At 40.3% G+C, this 17472-nt stretch carries 19 protein-coding genes and 1 other annotated feature (1 of these 20 running past the window's edge); of the genes, 2 read left to right on the forward strand and 17 right to left on the reverse strand.

Translation table 11 applies throughout. The features are described from left to right. Positions 1-76 (reverse strand) — a binding site (T-box leader) (it extends 140 nt beyond the left edge of the window). A 58-nt stretch (positions 77-134) separates the two neighbouring features. From BK583_RS20785 to BK583_RS13760, 12 genes are all read right to left on the reverse strand, one after another. After that, positions 135-290 (reverse strand): hypothetical protein, encoded by a 156-nt coding sequence (locus tag BK583_RS20785; RefSeq protein WP_160319316.1) that lies wholly within the window; start codon positions 288-290, stop codon positions 135-137. An 80-nt stretch (positions 291-370) separates the two neighbouring features. Beyond that, positions 371-1378 carry a Gfo/Idh/MocA family protein gene (locus BK583_RS13710; RefSeq protein ID WP_038478704.1) on the reverse strand — a complete coding sequence of 336 codons (1008 nt, stop codon included), beginning with the start codon at positions 1376-1378 and terminating at the stop codon, positions 371-373. 4 nt (positions 1379-1382) lie between these two features. Continuing rightward, positions 1383-2108 (reverse strand): ThuA domain-containing protein, encoded by a 726-nt coding sequence (locus BK583_RS13715; RefSeq protein ID WP_055737367.1) that lies wholly within the window; start codon positions 2106-2108, stop codon positions 1383-1385. Between the two features lie 18 nt (positions 2109-2126). Further along, a complete protein-coding gene (locus BK583_RS13720; RefSeq protein WP_055737366.1) occupies positions 2127-3140 on the reverse strand; it encodes a LacI family DNA-binding transcriptional regulator in 1014 nt (337 codons plus the stop codon). Between the two features lie 149 nt (positions 3141-3289). Further along, positions 3290-3739 (reverse strand): D-aminoacyl-tRNA deacylase, encoded by a 450-nt coding sequence (dtd, locus tag BK583_RS13725; RefSeq protein WP_038478696.1) that lies wholly within the window; start codon positions 3737-3739, stop codon positions 3290-3292. A 22-nt stretch (positions 3740-3761) separates the two neighbouring features. Then, positions 3762-5954, reverse strand: a complete 2193-nt coding sequence (locus BK583_RS13730; RefSeq protein ID WP_055737365.1) for a RelA/SpoT family protein — start codon at positions 5952-5954, stop codon at positions 3762-3764. Positions 5955-6080: 126 nt separating this feature from the next. Then, a complete protein-coding gene (locus BK583_RS13735; protein ID WP_038478690.1) occupies positions 6081-6596 on the reverse strand; it encodes an adenine phosphoribosyltransferase in 516 nt (171 codons plus the stop codon). Beyond that, positions 6586-8940 (reverse strand): single-stranded-DNA-specific exonuclease RecJ, encoded by a 2355-nt coding sequence (gene recJ / locus BK583_RS13740; RefSeq protein ID WP_055737364.1) that lies wholly within the window; start codon positions 8938-8940, stop codon positions 6586-6588. Before recJ ends, BK583_RS13735 begins: the two co-directional genes overlap by 11 nt. A 64-nt stretch (positions 8941-9004) precedes the next feature. Next, complete coding sequence (locus tag BK583_RS13745; RefSeq protein ID WP_038478685.1) at positions 9005-9313, reverse strand: LapA family protein; 309 nt, start codon at positions 9311-9313, stop codon at positions 9005-9007. A 21-nt stretch (positions 9314-9334) separates the two neighbouring features. Continuing rightward, positions 9335-10276: a protein translocase subunit SecF gene (gene secF / locus BK583_RS21020; RefSeq protein ID WP_078440185.1), complete on the reverse strand. Its 942-nt coding sequence runs from the start codon at positions 10274-10276 to the stop codon at positions 9335-9337. Continuing rightward, positions 10266-11570 carry a protein translocase subunit SecD gene (gene secD / locus BK583_RS21025; protein WP_078440186.1) on the reverse strand — a complete coding sequence of 435 codons (1305 nt, stop codon included), beginning with the start codon at positions 11568-11570 and terminating at the stop codon, positions 10266-10268. Before secD ends, secF begins: the two co-directional genes overlap by 11 nt. 17 nt (positions 11571-11587) lie before the next feature. Beyond that, positions 11588-11890, reverse strand: a complete 303-nt coding sequence (locus BK583_RS13760; protein ID WP_038478682.1) for a post-transcriptional regulator — start codon at positions 11888-11890, stop codon at positions 11588-11590. A 172-nt stretch (positions 11891-12062) separates the two neighbouring features. Here BK583_RS13760 and spoVB point away from each other — a divergent pair, with 172 nt between their 5' ends. Beyond that, a complete protein-coding gene (gene spoVB, locus BK583_RS13765) occupies positions 12063-13604 on the forward strand; it encodes a stage V sporulation protein B (RefSeq protein WP_055737363.1) in 1542 nt (513 codons plus the stop codon). 61 nt (positions 13605-13665) lie between these two features. On the opposite strand, the gene BK583_RS13770 is transcribed toward spoVB, so the two are convergent. Beyond that, entirely contained in the window at positions 13666-13890 is a 225-nt protein-coding gene (locus BK583_RS13770; RefSeq protein WP_371836664.1) for a hypothetical protein, read from the reverse strand. A gap of 109 nt (positions 13891-13999) precedes the next feature. Then, on the reverse strand, positions 14000-14362 hold the full coding sequence (locus BK583_RS13775; RefSeq protein WP_078440187.1) for a YetF domain-containing protein: 363 nt from the start codon (positions 14360-14362) through the stop codon (positions 14000-14002). Positions 14363-14488: 126 nt separating this feature from the next. Here BK583_RS13775 and BK583_RS13780 point away from each other — a divergent pair, with 126 nt between their 5' ends. Continuing rightward, the gene (locus BK583_RS13780; protein ID WP_055737361.1) at positions 14489-14866 is read left to right on the forward strand and encodes a TIGR04086 family membrane protein; all 378 of its coding nucleotides are present in this window, start codon (positions 14489-14491) and stop codon (positions 14864-14866) included. 42 nt (positions 14867-14908) lie between these two features. Here the strand turns inward: BK583_RS13780 and yajC are convergent, their stop codons facing one another. Genes yajC through queA form a run of 3 tightly spaced genes read right to left on the reverse strand, consistent with a single transcriptional unit; the run spans position 14909 to position 17424 of the window. Beyond that, entirely contained in the window at positions 14909-15184 is a 276-nt protein-coding gene (yajC, locus tag BK583_RS13785) for a preprotein translocase subunit YajC (protein ID WP_035398832.1), read from the reverse strand. Between the two features lie 39 nt (positions 15185-15223). Then, a complete protein-coding gene (gene tgt, locus BK583_RS13790; RefSeq protein ID WP_055737360.1) occupies positions 15224-16375 on the reverse strand; it encodes a tRNA guanosine(34) transglycosylase Tgt in 1152 nt (383 codons plus the stop codon). Then, positions 16372-17424: a tRNA preQ1(34) S-adenosylmethionine ribosyltransferase-isomerase QueA gene (queA, locus tag BK583_RS13795; RefSeq protein WP_055737359.1), complete on the reverse strand. Its 1053-nt coding sequence runs from the start codon at positions 17422-17424 to the stop codon at positions 16372-16374. The genes tgt and queA overlap by 4 nt, the downstream gene beginning before the upstream one ends. Positions 17425-17472 lie beyond the last annotated feature (48 nt).

Raw genomic sequence — 17472 nt, forward strand, 5'->3', positions numbered from 1 at the left:
GAGCTACTTCCAGCCTATGGCAACTCTCTCTAAGCATCTAGAATCCGCTATTACTATTCCTCGTCAATGGTTCATTTTGCCGTTTTTAATTAGTTGCTTATAACTATACGAAATGAAAGCACGCTCGTCAATAGCTAATTTCTCATCAGAGCTTTCTTCATAAAAATAATTTCATTTGGGGTTACGCCACATTCTAACCTAGCATAAGCAGTATTGGCTTCATGCTGTTGGATTTGATCCATTGAGTCCTGAATGGCTTTTCGCACTTCTTGCTTTCCATGGACACGCATTGACAACCGCTCCTAATCATGACTTCTCTATAGGATAGCCATTGCCTGACGTTTTAAAACCCCTAATTCGAAAAAAAGAACTATTTTTTACTCGCCTCATAAATTTGTTCAATAATTGATGTTACTTGCTGTGCCTCGTTCGGCTTAACAAGTGACTCTTCACGACCAAGACAAGCATTGACAAAGTTACGAGCTTGAGCGATTCCCTCATTGCTCTCTCCAGCAATCCAGTCAGCGTTCATCGTCGACATCATGCCTGAAGACGCTTTATTCATTGCTAACGGAAACACATTCAAACCGCCTGTAGTGCCAGAAATACTGATGGTTTCCTTATCACTAGGAACATTGGCTGCCCAGGAGGTTTCGAAAAGCATGGTAGCACCATTTTTAAATGTAATGTATGCTGTAGCATGATCTTCTACATCAATTTTTGTTGCATCATAAGCGCCCCACTCATTTACCTGATCTTCATGACGGCTAACAAGTTCATACGTTTGCCCGTGTACACTTTCAATTTCCGGGTAGTCTACGAGCCATAGCGCCAAGTCTAAAAGGTGACAACCATAGTCCATTAAACAACCGCCGCCTTGAAGGTCTTTATTAATAAACACACCCCAGCCAGGTACTTTTCTACGCCTCATCCCTTCTACTCGAATAACAAGTGGATCACCGATTTCTCCGGTTTGAATGAGTTTCTTTGCAGCAAGTGCTTCTTTTTTAAAACGATAGTGGTACCCAATTTGTAAAACGTTCTTACCTTCACTTGCCGCTTTCTCCATTTCAACGGCTTCGGCATTTGTAATAGCCATTGGTTTCTCACAAAATACGTGCTTACCGGCTTGAAGCGCTTGAAGAACAGATTGATGATGAAATTTATTTGGTGTACAAATGACTACCGCATCGACTTGGGCAAAAAGCTCGCTTTCAGAATTAGCAATGAATGGAATAGCAAATGATGCAGCTACTTCTGTTGCTCTCACTTGATTAACATCATAAACACCATATACTTCAACGTCTTCTATTGTCTGTAAAGCTGGAATGTGACGATTTGTCGCAATCCCACCTACACCTATAATACCAACTTTCATCTGATCACTCCGACTGCCCTGGTACAGGTTCTAATGGCTGGGCATTTCCATAAGTAGGATAGGCTCTTTTTGTTGGTGTCGCCCATTTAACTGCGTTTTTAATCACTGTTTGCACGTTTTGATCTTTGTAAGTTGGAAACGTTTCGTGTCCCGGTCGGAAATAGAAAATTTTCCCATTACCCCGATGGAATGTGCATCCACTTCTAAAAACTTCTCCTCCTTGAAACCAGCTCATAAAGACAATTTCATCAGGATTAGGAATATCAAAGTGTTCGCCGTACATTTCTTCTTTTTCCAATTCAAAGTACTCATCAATGCCATCAGCAATCGGGTGGCTTGGGCTCACAACCCACAGCCGCTCTTTCTCATCTGCTTCACGCCATTTTAGATCGCAGCTCGTTCCCATTAATGTTTTAAAAATCTTTGAAAAGTGACCAGAATGGAGAATAATTAACCCCATACCTTCTAAAACTCGTTTTTGAACCCGGGCCACAATCTCATCTTTTACTTCATGGTGCGCAATATGTCCCCACCAAATTAAGACATCTGTCTTATTCAGAACCGCTTCTGTTAGTCCATGCTCTTCTTCATCTAAGGTAGCTGTCTTAACAGTATGTTCTTCATTTAAAAACGATGCAATCGCTCCATGGATGCCTTCAGGATATACGCTTGCTACCTTCTCGCTTCGTTGTTCATGACGATATTCATTCCAAATTGTGACGTTTGTCATCGATTTAACCCCTTTTCGTTATGTTGAATGTCGAATTTGTATTGGTGCTTCTAAAAAAGTCACAGACTCGTATTGTTCATTTTGGTTTGCTAGTAAGGTTAACAGCATCTCCATTGCTTGCTTGCCCATCTCAAAAGTAGGCTGATGAATGGTTGTGAGTTGCGGTTCTAACAGTGTCGCAGTGGGCTGGTTATCAAAGCCTACAACCGCTAAATCTTCTGGAATACGCACCTTTTTAACTTTAGCTTCCGCAATAATGCCAGCTGCAATTTCATCACTGCCGGTAATAATGGCATTTGGTCGATTCGATAAACCCAATATTGTGCGAAGAATGTCTCGACCGTCATCAACAGAGTGACCGGAAAAACGCCAGCTCGATTGAATGACTTTTCCTTCGCTCTTCATTGTTTGAACAAATCCCTCATACCGATCCTCTGCTAGTGGAGAGCGCACTCCTTCTGGTAAGTGATTCACGTCATAGACATTGCAGTATGCAATTGAATCGTAGCCTTTGTGTAGCAAATGTTTCGTAATAGTGGTCATCGCCTTTTTCTGATCAATGGTTATAACCGGCGCCCCATGTAAATCTCTTGGGTATTCATTACACAAAACAATGGGACCATATTGTAAATACGGATAAATCGTCTCCCAATCATTTACAATCGAAGCTAAAATAACACCGTCCACTTGCTTTGTCCGAAGGAGCTCAAGGAAATGAAGCTCTTGGTCTGCTCTTCCTCGCGTGTTACAAAGAATCATCCGATACGAGTGCATGGTGGCTACTTCACCCATCGCATCTACTACTGCACTAAAAAACGGGTTGACAATTCGGGAAACAAGAACGGCAATTGTTTTGGTCTCCGTACCTCTTAATCGTTGAGCAGAAGAGTTAGGTGTATAACCTAATTCTTTAATCGCTTCTTGAACTGCTTTACGTTTTTTTTCGTCAACGTAAGGGTGATGATTCAATACTCTTGATACGGTTGACCTGGATACACCTGCTTTTGTCGCCACGTCTTTAATAGTTGACATAATAAAAACGCCCTTTTTATGAAATCGATTTCATATTGTACACTTTCATTTTACCGAAAATCACTTGAAAGTCAACCAAAAAATAAACCGGTTTCATTTAAGGGAATACACAAGTAAAAACCTCATCCCTAGAATGAGGTTTTGTACACTTATGACGTCTCTTTGCTGTCCAAAATAATCGTTACCGGTCCATCATTGAGTAAGCTAACGTCCATGTGCTCACCAAAACGGCCTGTTTCTACTCGTAATCCTATATCACGTAATTGATCATTAAATGCCTCATACATCGCTAGAGCATGCTCCGGCTTTGCAGCTGCCATAAAATTAGGGCGCCGGCCTTTTTTTGTTTCCCCGTATAAGGTAAATTGGGATATTGACAAAATTGAACCCTCTATATCACGAACAGACAAATTCATTTTCCCTTCGCTATCACTAAAAATCCTTAAATTAGCGATTTTATCAACAAGATAACGACTATCCTTTTGTTCATCTTCATGAGTCACACCTACAAGCAAAAGAAGACCATGGTCAATGGAGCCCACCACGTCTTCTTCTACCTTTACGGAGGCATGTTTGACGCGCTGTAAAACAATTCGCATGTCTCATCCACCTCTGATTTTATTAATGTGTTACTCTTCGTACCGAATAAATATCCTTTAATTGTTTTATTCGATCAACAATTTTCTGTAAATGTTGCTTATCTGTAATAGAAATACTCATTTCAACTGTGGCAATCTTATGCTTGTGATCAGACCTTCCAGAAACTGAATTAATTTGTGTACGCGTTTCTGTCATCGTGTGTAAAACTTCATTTAAGAAACCATTTCGGTCAAAAGCCGTGATCTCAATATCAACATTGTACGATTTAGAAGAATGACGATTCCCTTCCCATTCAACATCTAGTAATCGCGAACTTGATTGTTCTTCACTCACTACGTTTGGACAATCTGTTCGATGAATGGACACACCACGACCTTTTGTAATATAGCCGACTATATCATCACCAGGTACAGGCGTACAGCATCTAGCAAGGCGAATCAGCAAATTATCGACACCTTTTACATAAACGCCAATTGAATTTGATTTTTTCTTAGTCGTAAATGATTGAATATCATTTAAAGCTTCATCTAATGATTGGTTATCTTGTTCTTGTTCTTTTGCTTTACGCTGCTTTTCCGTCATCCGGTTCACAATTTGCTTTGGACTAATGCCCCCATAGCCAATTGCTGCATACATATCTTCATCGCCTGCAAAACTGAATTTTGTCGTGGCTTCAAGTAAATTTTCTTGAGTAAGAATTTCTTTCGGATCAAAATCAAGAGCCTTAATTTCTTTCTCGATTAATTCTTTTCCTTTTGCCACATTTTCTTCTCGTTTTTCTTTCTTAAACCACTGCTTAATTTTATTTTTCGCATGAGACGATTTTGTGAGCTTTAACCAATCTTGACTAGGTCCATATGAGTGTTTAGACGTCATCACTTCAACGATATCGCCTGTTTTTAACTCATGATCAAGGGGTACCATTTTGCTATTTACTTTTGCCCCAATACAACGGTTGCCGATTTCACTATGAATGCGGTACGCAAAATCAAGTGGCACTGAACCTCTTGGAAGCTCAATAACATCCCCTTTTGGTGTAAAGACAAACACCATGTCTGAAAAAAGGTCCATTTTCATGGATTCCATGAATTCCTGTGCATCGTTTGTATCCGTTTGTGATTCAATGACATCTCTCAGCCAGCTAAGCTTGTCTTCGAACGAATAGCGCTTGCTTGATAATGTTTTTCCTTCCTTATAAGCCCAATGCGCGGCAACACCATATTCTGCAACACGATGCATATCTTCTGTCCGAATTTGGACTTCAAGAGGATCACCGTTCGGTCCTACAACAGTTGTATGGAGCGATTGATACATATTCGCTTTCGGCATCGCAATATAATCTTTAAACCGACCTGGCATTGGACGCCAGCACGTATGAATAACCCCTAATACTGCGTAACAGTCTTTTATATTTTTAACAATAATTCGAACTGCCAACAAATCGTATATTTCGTTAAATTGTTTCTTCTGTATGACCATTTTCCGATAAATACTGTAAATATGCTTTGGTCGCCCAGAGAGTTCTGCTGTAACATGCACATCTTCTAGCTGTTCATTAATTGTATCAATTACGTCAGAAAGGTAATCCTCTCGCTCTGCACGCTTACGCTTCATCAGATTTACAATTCGATAATATTGCTGCGGATCTAAATAACGCAAAGCCGTATCTTCTAGCTCCCACTTAATAGTAGAAATCCCTAGGCGATGCGCTAATGGAGCAAAAATTTCCAATGTCTCGTTAGACGTAACTCGTTGTTTATGTGGCGGCATAAATTTAAGTGTACGCATATTGTGTAAACGATCGGCAAGCTTAATAAGCAACACACGAATATCTTTTGCCATAGCCATTAGCATTTTTCGGTGATTCTCAGCTTGCTGCTCTTCTTTCGATTTGTACTTAAACTTCTTTAGCTTCGTCACGCCATCAACAAGCATAGCTACTTCTTTATTAAAATGTTGTTGCAAATCTTCCACTGTTGCATCTGTATCTTCAACAACGTCATGTAAAAACGCCGCTGCAATCGTATTCGGATCAAGCTCTAGACCTACAATAATACCTGCTACTTGCACAGGATGGAGGATATAGGGCTCACCAGACTTGCGATACTGTCCGCTATGAGCTTCTTCAGCAAACGTATAAGCTTTTGTTAAGAATTCAATATCATCTGGCTGCAAATAGGCGCTTGCTTTTTCGAGCACCTGATCAATCGTCATGGAATCACCTTACTCATTCGACAAGTTTTCTTTCTATTATCCTTTACTCGTTCATTCTTGTAAAGAGGGTACGCTTTTTCGTTTAAAAAAACGACTGTTTCGAGAACAGTCGTTTTTCCTCTTTTTTTATTCGTACGTTGTAAGTGAGAAGATATCATATTGCTCAAGCTTCTTACGCCCGTCAATATAAGCTAGTTCAATAAGGAATGCCAGGCCGACCACTTCTCCACCGAGCTGCTCAACAAGTTTAGTCGTTGCTTCAATCGTACCACCTGTTGCAAGAAGATCATCGGTAATGACCACACGCTGCCCTGGTTGAATGCTATCCTTATGAATGGTTAAGCAATCTTTTCCGTATTCAAGACCATAATCGCACTCAATAACCTCTCTTGGTAGTTTTCCTTTTTTCCTTACTGGAACAAAACCAAGCTCTAGCTCTGTTGCAATGGGACAACCAACAACGAATCCTCTTGCTTCTGGTCCAACAATAACGTCAGCTTGTTGTTTTTTTGCATACGCAGTAAGCTCCATTATTGCCTTCTTATAAGCTGGTCCGTTTTGCATTAACGTTGTGATATCCTTAAATCGAATGCCCTCTTGTGGCCAATCCTCTACAATTGTAATATGTTTTTTATAATCCATGTGTGATCGTCTCCTTCTTCTGTGAATCCTTGCTTCCAATTCGTTCTGAAAATAACTCTCTAAGTTGCCCATAAGAAGCATAAACGAGTTCATTTTCAAGCCATGTTTGTTCTTGTTTCGCTTGATACGTTTTTGAATCACTTAAGTCTTTTTTGGCTGGTGCCTCGACGATAGTCAAATACTGATCATCCATTTGAATAAAACCTAAATCATTAAATACTTCGTTCATAAATGAAGTGGTTTCAGAGGACCATCCTTTATATACTTCCAGCTTTTTAAGGTCAGCTACCTTAAATGACTGTCGTTTCTTTAAAAATGCGTAATACCATTTAAACTGGTCCCGATTTGGATTCGTTTTAAAAAACGATTCTTCTTCTTCGGAAAAAACAACATAGATTCGACTAGGTGGACTCCCCTCTTCAAATAAACGATAAAGTTCTTCCCGATGTGATGGAACATCTAGTAGGATAATATAGTTATTCGCAAAAGACGGCAGTGGATCACTTGAGCGATAGACGACAATGCCACGTTCTTGACATGCTTCAAAGGTTTTTTCCTGAAAAGCAATGACAATGGACTTCTCAGAAGGTAGATCTACTAAACGTGTGCCTACTCGATTCAATTGTAAACTCCGCCAATCAAATAGCTGCCATTGCTTTACAGCAAGATCATCTACTATTAACTGCGGCTTGATCCGACCGTTCCACTCATTAATGGAGAGCGTCCCAACTGCAGACACGCTTGCTTGCGGCGTAATATGTTCAAATAAATCACCTTTACGAAACGCGATCCCATCCAGCGTCTTCGCTTCACCAGCAAACTGAAATTTCAAATGACTTGAATCACTGCCAATTCGTTTTATATCAGCAAGCTTTACATCATCAATTAATACTCTTGGCTTTGCATTCTCTACACCGAACGGAGATAACTCTTCTATTTCTTTTAACACCTCAATGGTGACATCATCAACTGCTACCGTTAAATCAATTGTCGTTATTGGCGTAAACGCTTCTGGCGCAAGGCCGTTCTTCGCTTGCTCAATCAGTCGTTCACGCAACATACCAACGTGTTCGCTTTGTAACGTCATGCCTGCCGCCATTGGATGCCCACCAAAGTGAGGAAGAATGTCTCGACTTTTCGATAGTTCTGCAAACATATCAAACCCTTCAATGCTTCGAGCAGATCCTTTAGCTAAACCTGTTTCTGGGTCAATCGTTAGTACAATGGTTGGGCGATAAAATTTCTCCACTAATCGAGATGCCACAATTCCGATAACACCTGCATTCCAACCTTCTTTTGCCACAACAAGTGCTTCTGGAATTCCGTCCATTTCCTGAACAACAGCTATTGCATCTTTCGATATATCGTTAACAACTTTTTGGCGTTCTTTATTTAAACGATCAATTTCCGAGGCTAACTCATTCGCTTCTTCTCGATTTTCAGCAAGTAGCAGTTCAACTGCTGGAATGGCTGAATCCAATCGACCAGCGGCATTTAACCTTGGTCCAATCGCAAAGCCAATATGATCGGCTTCCACTTCTCCAGCAGTCATTCCACATGCATCTTTTAACGCTTGAATGCCTATTTTATCTGAAGTTTGAAATGCACGAAGGCCCTTTTTCGCAAGCAAACGATTTTCTCCGACCAAAGGTACAAGGTCGGCAATCGTTCCAATAACGGCATAGTCAAGCAACTCGTTTGGAACACGCCCTAATAGTCCATGCGCCACTTTAAATGCGACACCCACACCTGCTAATTCCTTAAAAGGATACGAGCAGCCAGGTTGTTTCGGATTAATCGTTGTATAACTATTTGGAAGTGTTGGCGGTGGCTCGTGATGATCAGTAACAATAAAATCTAATCCAATTTCTTTGGCATAATCGGCTTGTGTTACAGCAGAAATTCCTGTATCCACTGTAATGACAAGAGAGTAGCCTTCATCTTTTGCCCACTGAAGGGCTGGATTATTCGGTCCGTATCCTTCAGTAAAGCGGTTTGGAATATAATAGTCACAATCCGCTCCAATCATCTTTAGAGCGGTAACGAGAACAGCAGTTGAACTTACACCATCCGCATCATAATCTCCGAATACTAGAATTTGTTCATTTTTCTCAACGGCAGATTGGATTCGATCAACAGCTTCCGCCATTCCCTTTAATAGAAATGGATCAAGAAACGCTGGTTCATCTTTCATTAGAAATTCACTTGCCGTTTCAGGATCAGTAAAGCCTCTATTAACCAATAGCCTCGCGGCGACTTGGGAGAGATTTAATTCATTTACTAAGTTCGTTACTTTCGTTGTTTCTTGCTCTAAAATGCGCCACCTTGCGTTTGGTTGCAACATACGTAAAACACCCCTCGACCCTCCTATTATACAGGAGTTAACGAGGGGTATCAATGATCGAAAATTAGTCTTTTGTATGATCTTTTTCCTTACGCAAACGACTTTTTGTCTCAGTAGATTCATTCTCTAAAGGTGCTGTCGTCTGTTCTTTTAATCGTTTAATCTCTAATTTCTGCTGATGTAGCTTAAGACCGGAAAGGGCAAAGGCAACAATAGCACCGAGTAAAACGGAAAAAAGAATAATAAGAATGAGCGGCCAATCTGTTTGCACAAAAAGCAAATTAACCGGTACACTTTCCACATTTAATACCGAAAAGACGGCAATTAAGATGGCTGCAATGACGCCAATGATAAAATACGTTTGCCCTTTCATTCCGTTCACCGACCTATTCTTTTATACATAATCTTCTTCTACTTTTTTTGGTTTGTTTTTTAGTTTGACCAATCGCTTCCATTCCCATACAAGCCACATTTGTGCACATAGGAACATGGAAGAGTACGTACCTGCTGCTAGTCCAACCACAAGGGCTAACGCGAATGAACGAATGGCTTCTCCACCAAAAAGAAAAAGTGCAACCGCTGCAAACATAACAGTAAGTACCGTGTTAATAGAGCGTGTCACAACCTGCAGCAAACTCTTGTTCACGATTTGCGCTAGCTGTTGAAAACTCTCAATGTCTTTTTCTTTCTTCACATTTTCCCTCATTCGATCAAATGTTACAATAGTGTCATTTATGGAATACCCGACAACCGTTAAAATGGCAGCAATAAAGGGTACATTAATTTCCACTTGTAACAAGCTGAACAACGCAATAACGATAAACGCATCATGTAAAAGCCCGATAATAGCAGAAACACCATAAAGGAATTGAAATCGAACTGCTATATAAAGAACAATACCGACTGAAGCGATGAGAACAGAAATAATGGCATTGCGCGCTAACTCTTCTCCAACTAGTGGTGAGACGGTGCTTATATTAGGCGAACTACCATATGTCTCATTGAAATAAGACTGAATAACAGCAATCTCCTGTTGTGAAAATTCATCAACGAACCGTGCCGTTGCATTTTGGCTTTGGTCTCCACCAAGAGTGATGTTCGGCACATATGAATTATCAATTTCAATGGCTTCGAAATCAGCCAAAATTTGTTCTTCGGTCAGTGTTTCATTTGTCTGAATCTCAACATTTGAACCACTTTCAAAATCAACACCTAAATTAAGGCCCATTGTGAGTAAAAGAATAATACCTATGACAATGGTCAATCCTGAACCAATAAAAAATTTATTTCGATGTCTTGTTAAATCAACGTTCCAGTTTTCCGGACTAAACCTCATCAATCTCACCTCGCTTAACTCCAAACCAACCTGGGCGTTTGTTTAAAAATTTACTATTGACCCACAAACCTAGCAATAAACGAGAGCCCCATACGGCAGTCAAGAAACTAACGAGGATGCTAATTATAAGCATAACGGCAAAACCTTGAACCGAACTTGTACCAAAATAGAACATAACGCCTGCAGCAATGAGGGTTGTAATATTCGCATCAAAAATTGTTGCAAATGAACGCCTTCCACCAACCCTAAAGGCAGACATAATCGATTTTCCTGTCTTAATTTCTTCTCGAACCCGTTCATACGTAATAATATTTGCATCAACAGCCATCCCAATCCCTAAGATTAAAGCTGCAATACCAGGTAAGGTTAACACTGCATTTAGCGCATTAAACACAACTAATACGAGGAATGTATAGACACTTAATGTAATAATCGCAATAATACCTGGAAAGCGATAATACAATGCCATATAAATAAAAATAAGCGCTACACCAATTAAGCCTGCATTAATGGTTTGTTTCATTGCCTGTTCACCAAGAGATGCACCAACAGACGTTGAATAAATTTCATTCAATTCAACAGGAAGCGCTCCTGCATTCAATATTTCAGCTAAAAAACGCGTCTCTTCTGTTGTGAATTGACCTTCTATCTGTACGTTACGAGTTTGGAGCGTTTGTCTAACAGAAGCTGCAGAAAGGAATTTCGGATCTGCCTTCATCGCTTCTTCCTCGTAACTATCACCTTCTTCAAAGTCAAGCCACATAACGAGTAGGTTCTCACCCTGTGGTTGTTGAGACAGTTCTCTTGTAATGGCTCCAAATTTGTCGGCATCTTCCAACGTAAGTGTTACAATTGGTTGATTTGTATCCCCATTAAGAGTAGCATTCGCACCATTTTGCGTTAAATCACTACCGTCTAAAAGAATGTTATCGTCCACATCACGAATGGTTAACTCGCCACCAGTTGATAGAATGTCACGAGCAGACTCTTGATCCTCTACCCCTGCTAGCTGAACCCGTATACGATTATCTCCTTCAATTTGAATCGTTGGTTCTGACACACCAATGGTATTAACGCGCTCATTTAAGGCCGTTGTAGTCGCCAATAAAGCCTGCTCGTCAATGACATCTCCTTCATGCATTGCCTCTACTTCATAGAGAACTTCAAACCCACCTTGTAAATCAAGACCTAAATTCACATCTTGAAGAACAGGTCGCGCCAAATAGCTGACACCTGCGGCCAGTATCGCCACAATGACAAAAAAGAGCGCAATTTGGCCTTTTTTAATTTTCATTCAATGAATCCTCCATTCTAGCTGTCTATCCCTTTTGTTTCAGTCGCTGCTTCAAACTCTTTAAACCAATCAATCGGTTCTTTATATGTATTTACAGTAAGCCAAGTCATATAATCTTGGGGTTTAATAGACAACAATTCATCGACAAACGCATAGAAAGGCATAAATGTTTTTCGCTTTTTCTGCTTATCAACGATATACAACCATAGATCAGCTGTTGATACACGATCATAGCCTAGCTCGTGGAATTCGTCTTTCTTAATTGACAGGATAGGCGCAACGTCTTCCTGCCATACTTCAAACTGCTGCTTTTCACCCATGCTTCACCCTCATCTCCTGAAAAAAAACTGTCATCATACATATACTAACAAAATTACTCAAATCCTGCTATCACTTTAAACGATATAAGAATCTGTTTTATAAGCTTGTCATGTCCTGTCCCTAACCGCATAAGCATAGTAATAGGAGACGTATAGAAAAGGCAGGATTCCAATGAGTAAACAATCATTCCTTAAAGGTACATTAATCTTAATAATTGCTGGCTTTTTTACCAAACTACTTGGATTCATTAATCGTATGGTCATGGCGCGTATTCTCGGTCCTGAAGGTGTTGGGCTCTATATGATGGCCATTCCGACGATGTTACTTCTTTTAACGTTAACACAAATGGGACTGCCTGTCGCAATTGCTAAACTTGTTGCAGAGGCTGAAGCACGAAATGAATCGTTCAGAATCAAAAAAATACTCGTTGTATCTCTTGGGATAACAGGCGTGCTCTCAATTGTCTTTACGGTTTCACTTTTGTTACTCGCTCCTATTATCGCCACAACCTTGCTAACGGATACTCGAGCCATTTATCCACTATATGCGATTATACCAATTGTTCCTATTATCGCCCTCTCCTCTGTTCTAAGAGGATACTTTCAAGGCTTACAGAATATGAAGCCAACTGCATACGGGCAAGTCATTGAACAAATTGTTCGAATTACATTAGTTGCTGTATTAAGCCTTGCTTTCTTACCTCTAGGTATTGAATACGCAGCCGCCGGAGCAATGCTTTCAGCCATATGTGGTGAACTAGCCTCTCTACTCTATATGGTTTATTTATTTAAAGCTAAAAAGCCCTTTCGGTTTCGTAAACAGTTCTTTTCGAGCATGAAAGGGGAAAAGAAAACATTCTCTGATTTACTCACAATCGCACTACCAACAACTGGTAGTCGTTTAATTGGTACAACCGCTTTATTTTTTGAACCAATTGTTGTTGCCCAAAGTTTAGCGCTGGCAGGAACGGCTACAATTATCGCGACCCAGCAATACGGTTTACTAGTTGGTTATGTAGTCCCTTTACTTACTTTGCCAACGTTTATTACGTACTCACTGTCTGTGTCTTTACTCCCGAACTTAAGTGAAGCCGTAGCTCAGCAAAAGCATATGCTTGTTCATCATCGGCTTGAGCAAGCTATAAGGATTAGCCTGCTGTCAGGTGGCATTTGTGTTGTTATTTTATATGTGTTTGCTAGTGAACTAATGACGATTATGTATCATGCTCCTGAAGCTGCTAGCCTACTAAAAATTATGGCTCCTTTTGCGCTATTTTTATATTTGCAAGGACCTTTGCAAGCAGCCCTTCAAGCATTAAACTATGCGAAAGTTTCTATGATGAACAGTTTAATCGGTGCCATTATTAAAACAAGTGCCATTTTTGCACTCGCCTCTAACCCGAGTTTTGGGATCATGGGTGCCGCATTAGCCATTGTTGTTGGCTTTGTTCTCGTGACATTGTTACACTTTGCTTCAATTGCCAAAACAACGGGTTTTTTCTTCCATATTATCCCTATTATAAAATTGACGTTACTCATTGTTGCAACCGGTCTTTTAGCTAACTTACTAAACGACACACTTTTTCTAACCTTCTCTTACACTGTACGAGCGATTCTCAACATTGGCCTAACAACAACCTTTTATCTTCTAGGTATGTTTAGTTTGCAGCTCATTACAAAAGCAGAACTTCAACTATTCACACGTAAAAGATAGTCCACAGTAAAAAAGTACTAAGAGGAGCCTTCCTTTCAGGCTCCTCTTAGTACTTTTTATCCTACCAGAAAAACAATCCAGCTAATGCAATTCCAGCAATGGCACCTAAGGCAATTGGATACCCGATACCATATCCCCATCCATAGCCATACCCGTAACCAAACCCTCGGTTTCCTAGAGGCTGTATATAGACGTTATTACGATCGACTTTTGTAATACGACCATAATGTCGCTTCCCACAACGCTCCGTAATATACACGCATTTACCCATATGATCTTGACACATTTTAAAGTTATCGCTCAACAGTAACCCTCCTCCCATAGTTATACAACCTATACTATGTAAGGAAAGAAGCGATTGTATCGTCACTTAACCACCGTTTTACACCCAATCTTTAATAAGGATCAATAAAAAAGCGGTCTTTTGCTCGAATGGAGCAGTACGAAATTTGTTTAATGTCATTGAACCCAAATGCCTTTATATGTTGCCGGAGCCACAATTCAGTGCGTTCCAACTCTGCTAATCCGTTTCGATACACTTTCCCATCCACTATTACCGGAATGGCGCGTTGGCTCTTTCCCTTATTATCTGTCAGCAGTTCTGGTCTACGCACCGGATAGTTTGGCCTATTGCCTATCTTTCGTATCTTTCTCATCACTAAGAGCGTTCCGTACAGGAGAGAACCCTTTATCACTTTTATGATCACAAACACGATTTGCGAAGCTTGCACACTCAAACTTAATAAACGACTTACCATTCCTATCCCCCCTATCTTGATGCTACTATGCCCTCTAAAGAAAGTTTTATGCTAGACAGCATGTTCTTGTTGTCCACACATATGTATGTATAGAGAAGAGAAGAAAATAAGAAAGCAGGTGATAGTGTGGTTCATCGGTTTTTTCCGGCTATCTTCATCGGACTAAGCTTTGCCCTTGGCATTGCCATCGTTTCGGCAGCGATTATTGCAACATTGTTATCACTCACATCATTAACTGAACAATCAATTGGTTGGCTTATGATTGCAATTGCCTTTCTCGCTCTATTTGTCGGAGGTTTTATTGCAGGCGGGAAAGCGAGAACAAAGGGATGGCTCGCTGGCTGTTTATGCGCTGTATTCTTTTGCTTACTGGCTACTGCTATTAGTTACTTAGGATACAATGAGGCGCTAACAGCCAAGCAAATGATTTTATTTGCTGCATATTGCGGGGTTGCTGCATTAGGAGGCGTTATTGGCGTTAATCTATCCCCTGACGAATCGTAAAAAAGCAAGGTGAGCGGATACGCTACACCTTGCTTTTTGTTATTAGTCGGATTGAACGACTTCACGGATCGCTGAACGATCATACGTTAACTTACGATTGTCATTGACTAAAAGAACAACAACCGTTTCGTCAATTGAGTCAATTACCCCATGTAAACCACCAATTGTGATGATTTTATCTCCACGCTGTAAAGCTGCATGCATTTCACGAACTTTCTTTTGCTGCTTTTGCTGTGGACGAATTAACAAGAAGTAAAACAAAACGATAATTCCGATAAACGGTAGCATCGTTAGTAATAAACTAGCGCCCTCATTCATTGAAAAACTCCTCCTTCCTTGACTAAAGAGTGATACCGTTTAAAAGTTTTTGGCATTCTCTTTATTAAATCCATAGCTCTCAAAAAATTCGTCACGAAAATCTTGAAGTCGATCTTCCATAATGGCTTGTCTGACTTTTTTCATCAGCTGCAATAAGAAGTACAAATTGTGATACGTTGTTAAACGGAAACCGAATGTTTCCTCGCACTTAATTAAGTGCCTAATGTAAGCGCGACTATAAGTACGGCAAACGTGGCAATCACAATTCTCATCAAGCGGACGAAAATCTCGGGCAAACTTCGCATTACGGACAACTAATCTTCCTTCACTTGTCATGCAAGTACCATTTCGTGCAATGCGGGTAGGTAAGACACAATCAAACATGTCAATTCCTCTTATCACCCCGTCAATAAGTGAATCAGGCGAACCAACACCCATTAAATAACGCGGTTTATCCGCTGGCATTAAAGGCGTTGTAAATTCAAGCACACGATTCATGACGTCTTTTGGTTCTCCCACAGACAGTCCACCTACAGCATAACCGGGAAAATCAAGTGATGTCAAATCTTTCGCGCTCTGTTTACGAAGTTCTTCATATTCGCCGCCTTGAATAATTCCGAATAACCCTTGAATGGATGATTTACCGGACTGATGGTGCTCTGTTAAGCATCGTTCTGCCCATCTACTCGTACGCTCGACTGATTGTCGCATATAGCTATAGTCGGCAGGATAGGGTGGGCATTCATCAAACGCCATCATAATATCCGAACCCAGAGAATGCTGAATTTGCATTGCTTTTTCTGGAGATAAGAAGAGCTTTTCACCACTTAAATGGTTGCGGAAATGAACGCCTTCTTCTTCAATTTTACGCAAATCACTTAAACTAAATACTTGAAAACCACCAGAATCTGTTAAGATCGGCTTATCCCAGTTCATAAATGTATGCAGGCCGCCTGCTTCTTCAATAATATCTTGTCCTGGTCGTAGCCAAAGATGATACGTATTGCTTAAAATAATTTGTGCATCCATCGCCTTTAAGTCTTCTGGGCTCATCGTTTTTACCGTTGCCATTGTTCCAACTGGCATGAACATCGGTGTTTCAAATGTACCATGCGGTGTGTGCACTCTTCCTAGTCTAGCCCCTGTTTGTTTACATGTTTTTATATGTTCGTACGTAATTGGTACAGTCAATTTCTAATTTCTCCTTTAACATGAGGACGAATAAACATTGCATCCCCAAAACTAAAAAACCGATAGTTATTTTTCACAGCGTGAGCATACGCACCTAATAAAAAGTCTTTTCCTGCCATCGCGCTTACTAGCATCACCAAAGTAGATTTTGGGAGATGAAAGTTTGTTACTAGACCATCTATTCCTTTAAACGTGTAGCCAGGATAAATAAAAATAGACGTCCAACCAGTTTCAGCTACAAATTTTCCATGCTTACCGGCAATGGTTTCGAGGGTTCTTGCAGAAGTGGTGCCTACTGCGATAATATGATTCCCTCTTTCTTTTGTCTCTTGCAATGTCTTCGCTGCCTCTTCTGTTAGCTCATAATATTCTTCATGCATCTTGTGATCAAGCACATCATCCGCACTTACTGGACGAAAGGTTCCTAACCCTACATGTAGCGTTAAATAAACGATTGAAACACCTTTTTGTTTAAGTGCATGGAGTAGATCCGTTGTAAAATGAAGGCCTGCCGTTGGTGCCGCAGCAGAACCTAACTGCTTCGCATAAACGGTTTGATAACGGTCCTGATCATCTAAACGTTCTTTAATATAAGGTGGAAGAGGCATTGTTCCAAGCTCGTCAAGTAATTCATAGAACAGTCCATCATAAGAAAACTCGACTATTCTTCCCCCATCTTCTTTTTCTTCTACACAAGTTGCTATGAGCTTGCCATCACCAAACGTAATAACGGTACCTACTTTAACACGTTTAGCTGGCTTCACCAATGTCTCCCAACAATCACCCGTCGTCTGTTTTAATAGTAAAAATTCAATTACTGCGCCTGTCTCTTTTTTTTCACCAATTAACCGAGCAGGCAATACTTTTGTATCATTTAATACTAAACAATCACCAGTAGAAACTTCGTTTACAAGCTGAGTAAACGAAGAATCATACAGTTGTGAGCGATCCCGATCAAGTACAAGAAGCCTTGATTGACTTCTCGCTTCAAGAGGCGTTTGTGCAATGAGTTCTTCAGGTAAATAAAAATCAAAATCGTTTACATTCAAGCCAATCACCTTTTTACTTATTCTCTAGTCAAAACTTCTACTAGCATA

This window comes from Shouchella oshimensis, assembly GCF_002019765.1.
Lineage (GTDB): Bacteria > Bacillota > Bacilli > Bacillales > Bacillaceae_D > Shouchella > Shouchella oshimensis.

Bases quoted from the DNA above. Each gene is read 5' to 3' on its own strand.
- BK583_RS13730 (WP_055737365.1), bottom strand. From the start codon at position 5,954: ATGACGATTGATCAGGTGCTCGAAAAAGCAAGCGCCTATTTGCAGCCA.
- BK583_RS13710 (WP_038478704.1), bottom strand. From the start codon at position 1,378: ATGAAAGTTGGTATTATAGGTGTAGGTGGGATTGCGACAAATCGTCAC.
- secD (WP_078440186.1), bottom strand. From the start codon at position 11,570: ATGAAAATTAAAAAAGGCCAAATTGCGCTCTTTTTTGTCATTGTGGCG.
- BK583_RS13775 (WP_078440187.1), bottom strand. From the start codon at position 14,362: ATGGTAAGTCGTTTATTAAGTTTGAGTGTGCAAGCTTCGCAAATCGTG.
- BK583_RS13715 (WP_055737367.1), bottom strand. From the start codon at position 2,108: ATGACAAACGTCACAATTTGGAATGAATATCGTCATGAACAACGAAGC.
- recJ (WP_055737364.1), bottom strand. From the start codon at position 8,940: ATGTTGCAACCAAACGCAAGGTGGCGCATTTTAGAGCAAGAAACAACG.
- BK583_RS13760 (WP_038478682.1), bottom strand. From the start codon at position 11,890: ATGGGTGAAAAGCAGCAGTTTGAAGTATGGCAGGAAGACGTTGCGCCT.
- BK583_RS20785 (WP_160319316.1), bottom strand. From the start codon at position 290: ATGCGTGTCCATGGAAAGCAAGAAGTGCGAAAAGCCATTCAGGACTCA.
- BK583_RS13745 (WP_038478685.1), bottom strand. From the start codon at position 9,313: ATGAAAGGGCAAACGTATTTTATCATTGGCGTCATTGCAGCCATCTTA.
- dtd (WP_038478696.1), bottom strand. From the start codon at position 3,739: ATGCGAATTGTTTTACAGCGCGTCAAACATGCCTCCGTAAAGGTAGAA.
- BK583_RS13735 (WP_038478690.1), bottom strand. From the start codon at position 6,596: ATGGATTATAAAAAACATATTACAATTGTAGAGGATTGGCCACAAGAG.
- BK583_RS13770 (WP_371836664.1), bottom strand. From the start codon at position 13,890: ATGTGTCAAGATCATATGGGTAAATGCGTGTATATTACGGAGCGTTGT.
- BK583_RS13720 (WP_055737366.1), bottom strand. From the start codon at position 3,140: ATGTCAACTATTAAAGACGTGGCGACAAAAGCAGGTGTATCCAGGTCA.
- secF (WP_078440185.1), bottom strand. From the start codon at position 10,276: ATGAGGTTTAGTCCGGAAAACTGGAACGTTGATTTAACAAGACATCGA.
- spoVB (WP_055737363.1), top strand. From the start codon at position 12,063: ATGAGTAAACAATCATTCCTTAAAGGTACATTAATCTTAATAATTGCT.
- yajC (WP_035398832.1), bottom strand. From the start codon at position 15,184: ATGAATGAGGGCGCTAGTTTATTACTAACGATGCTACCGTTTATCGGA.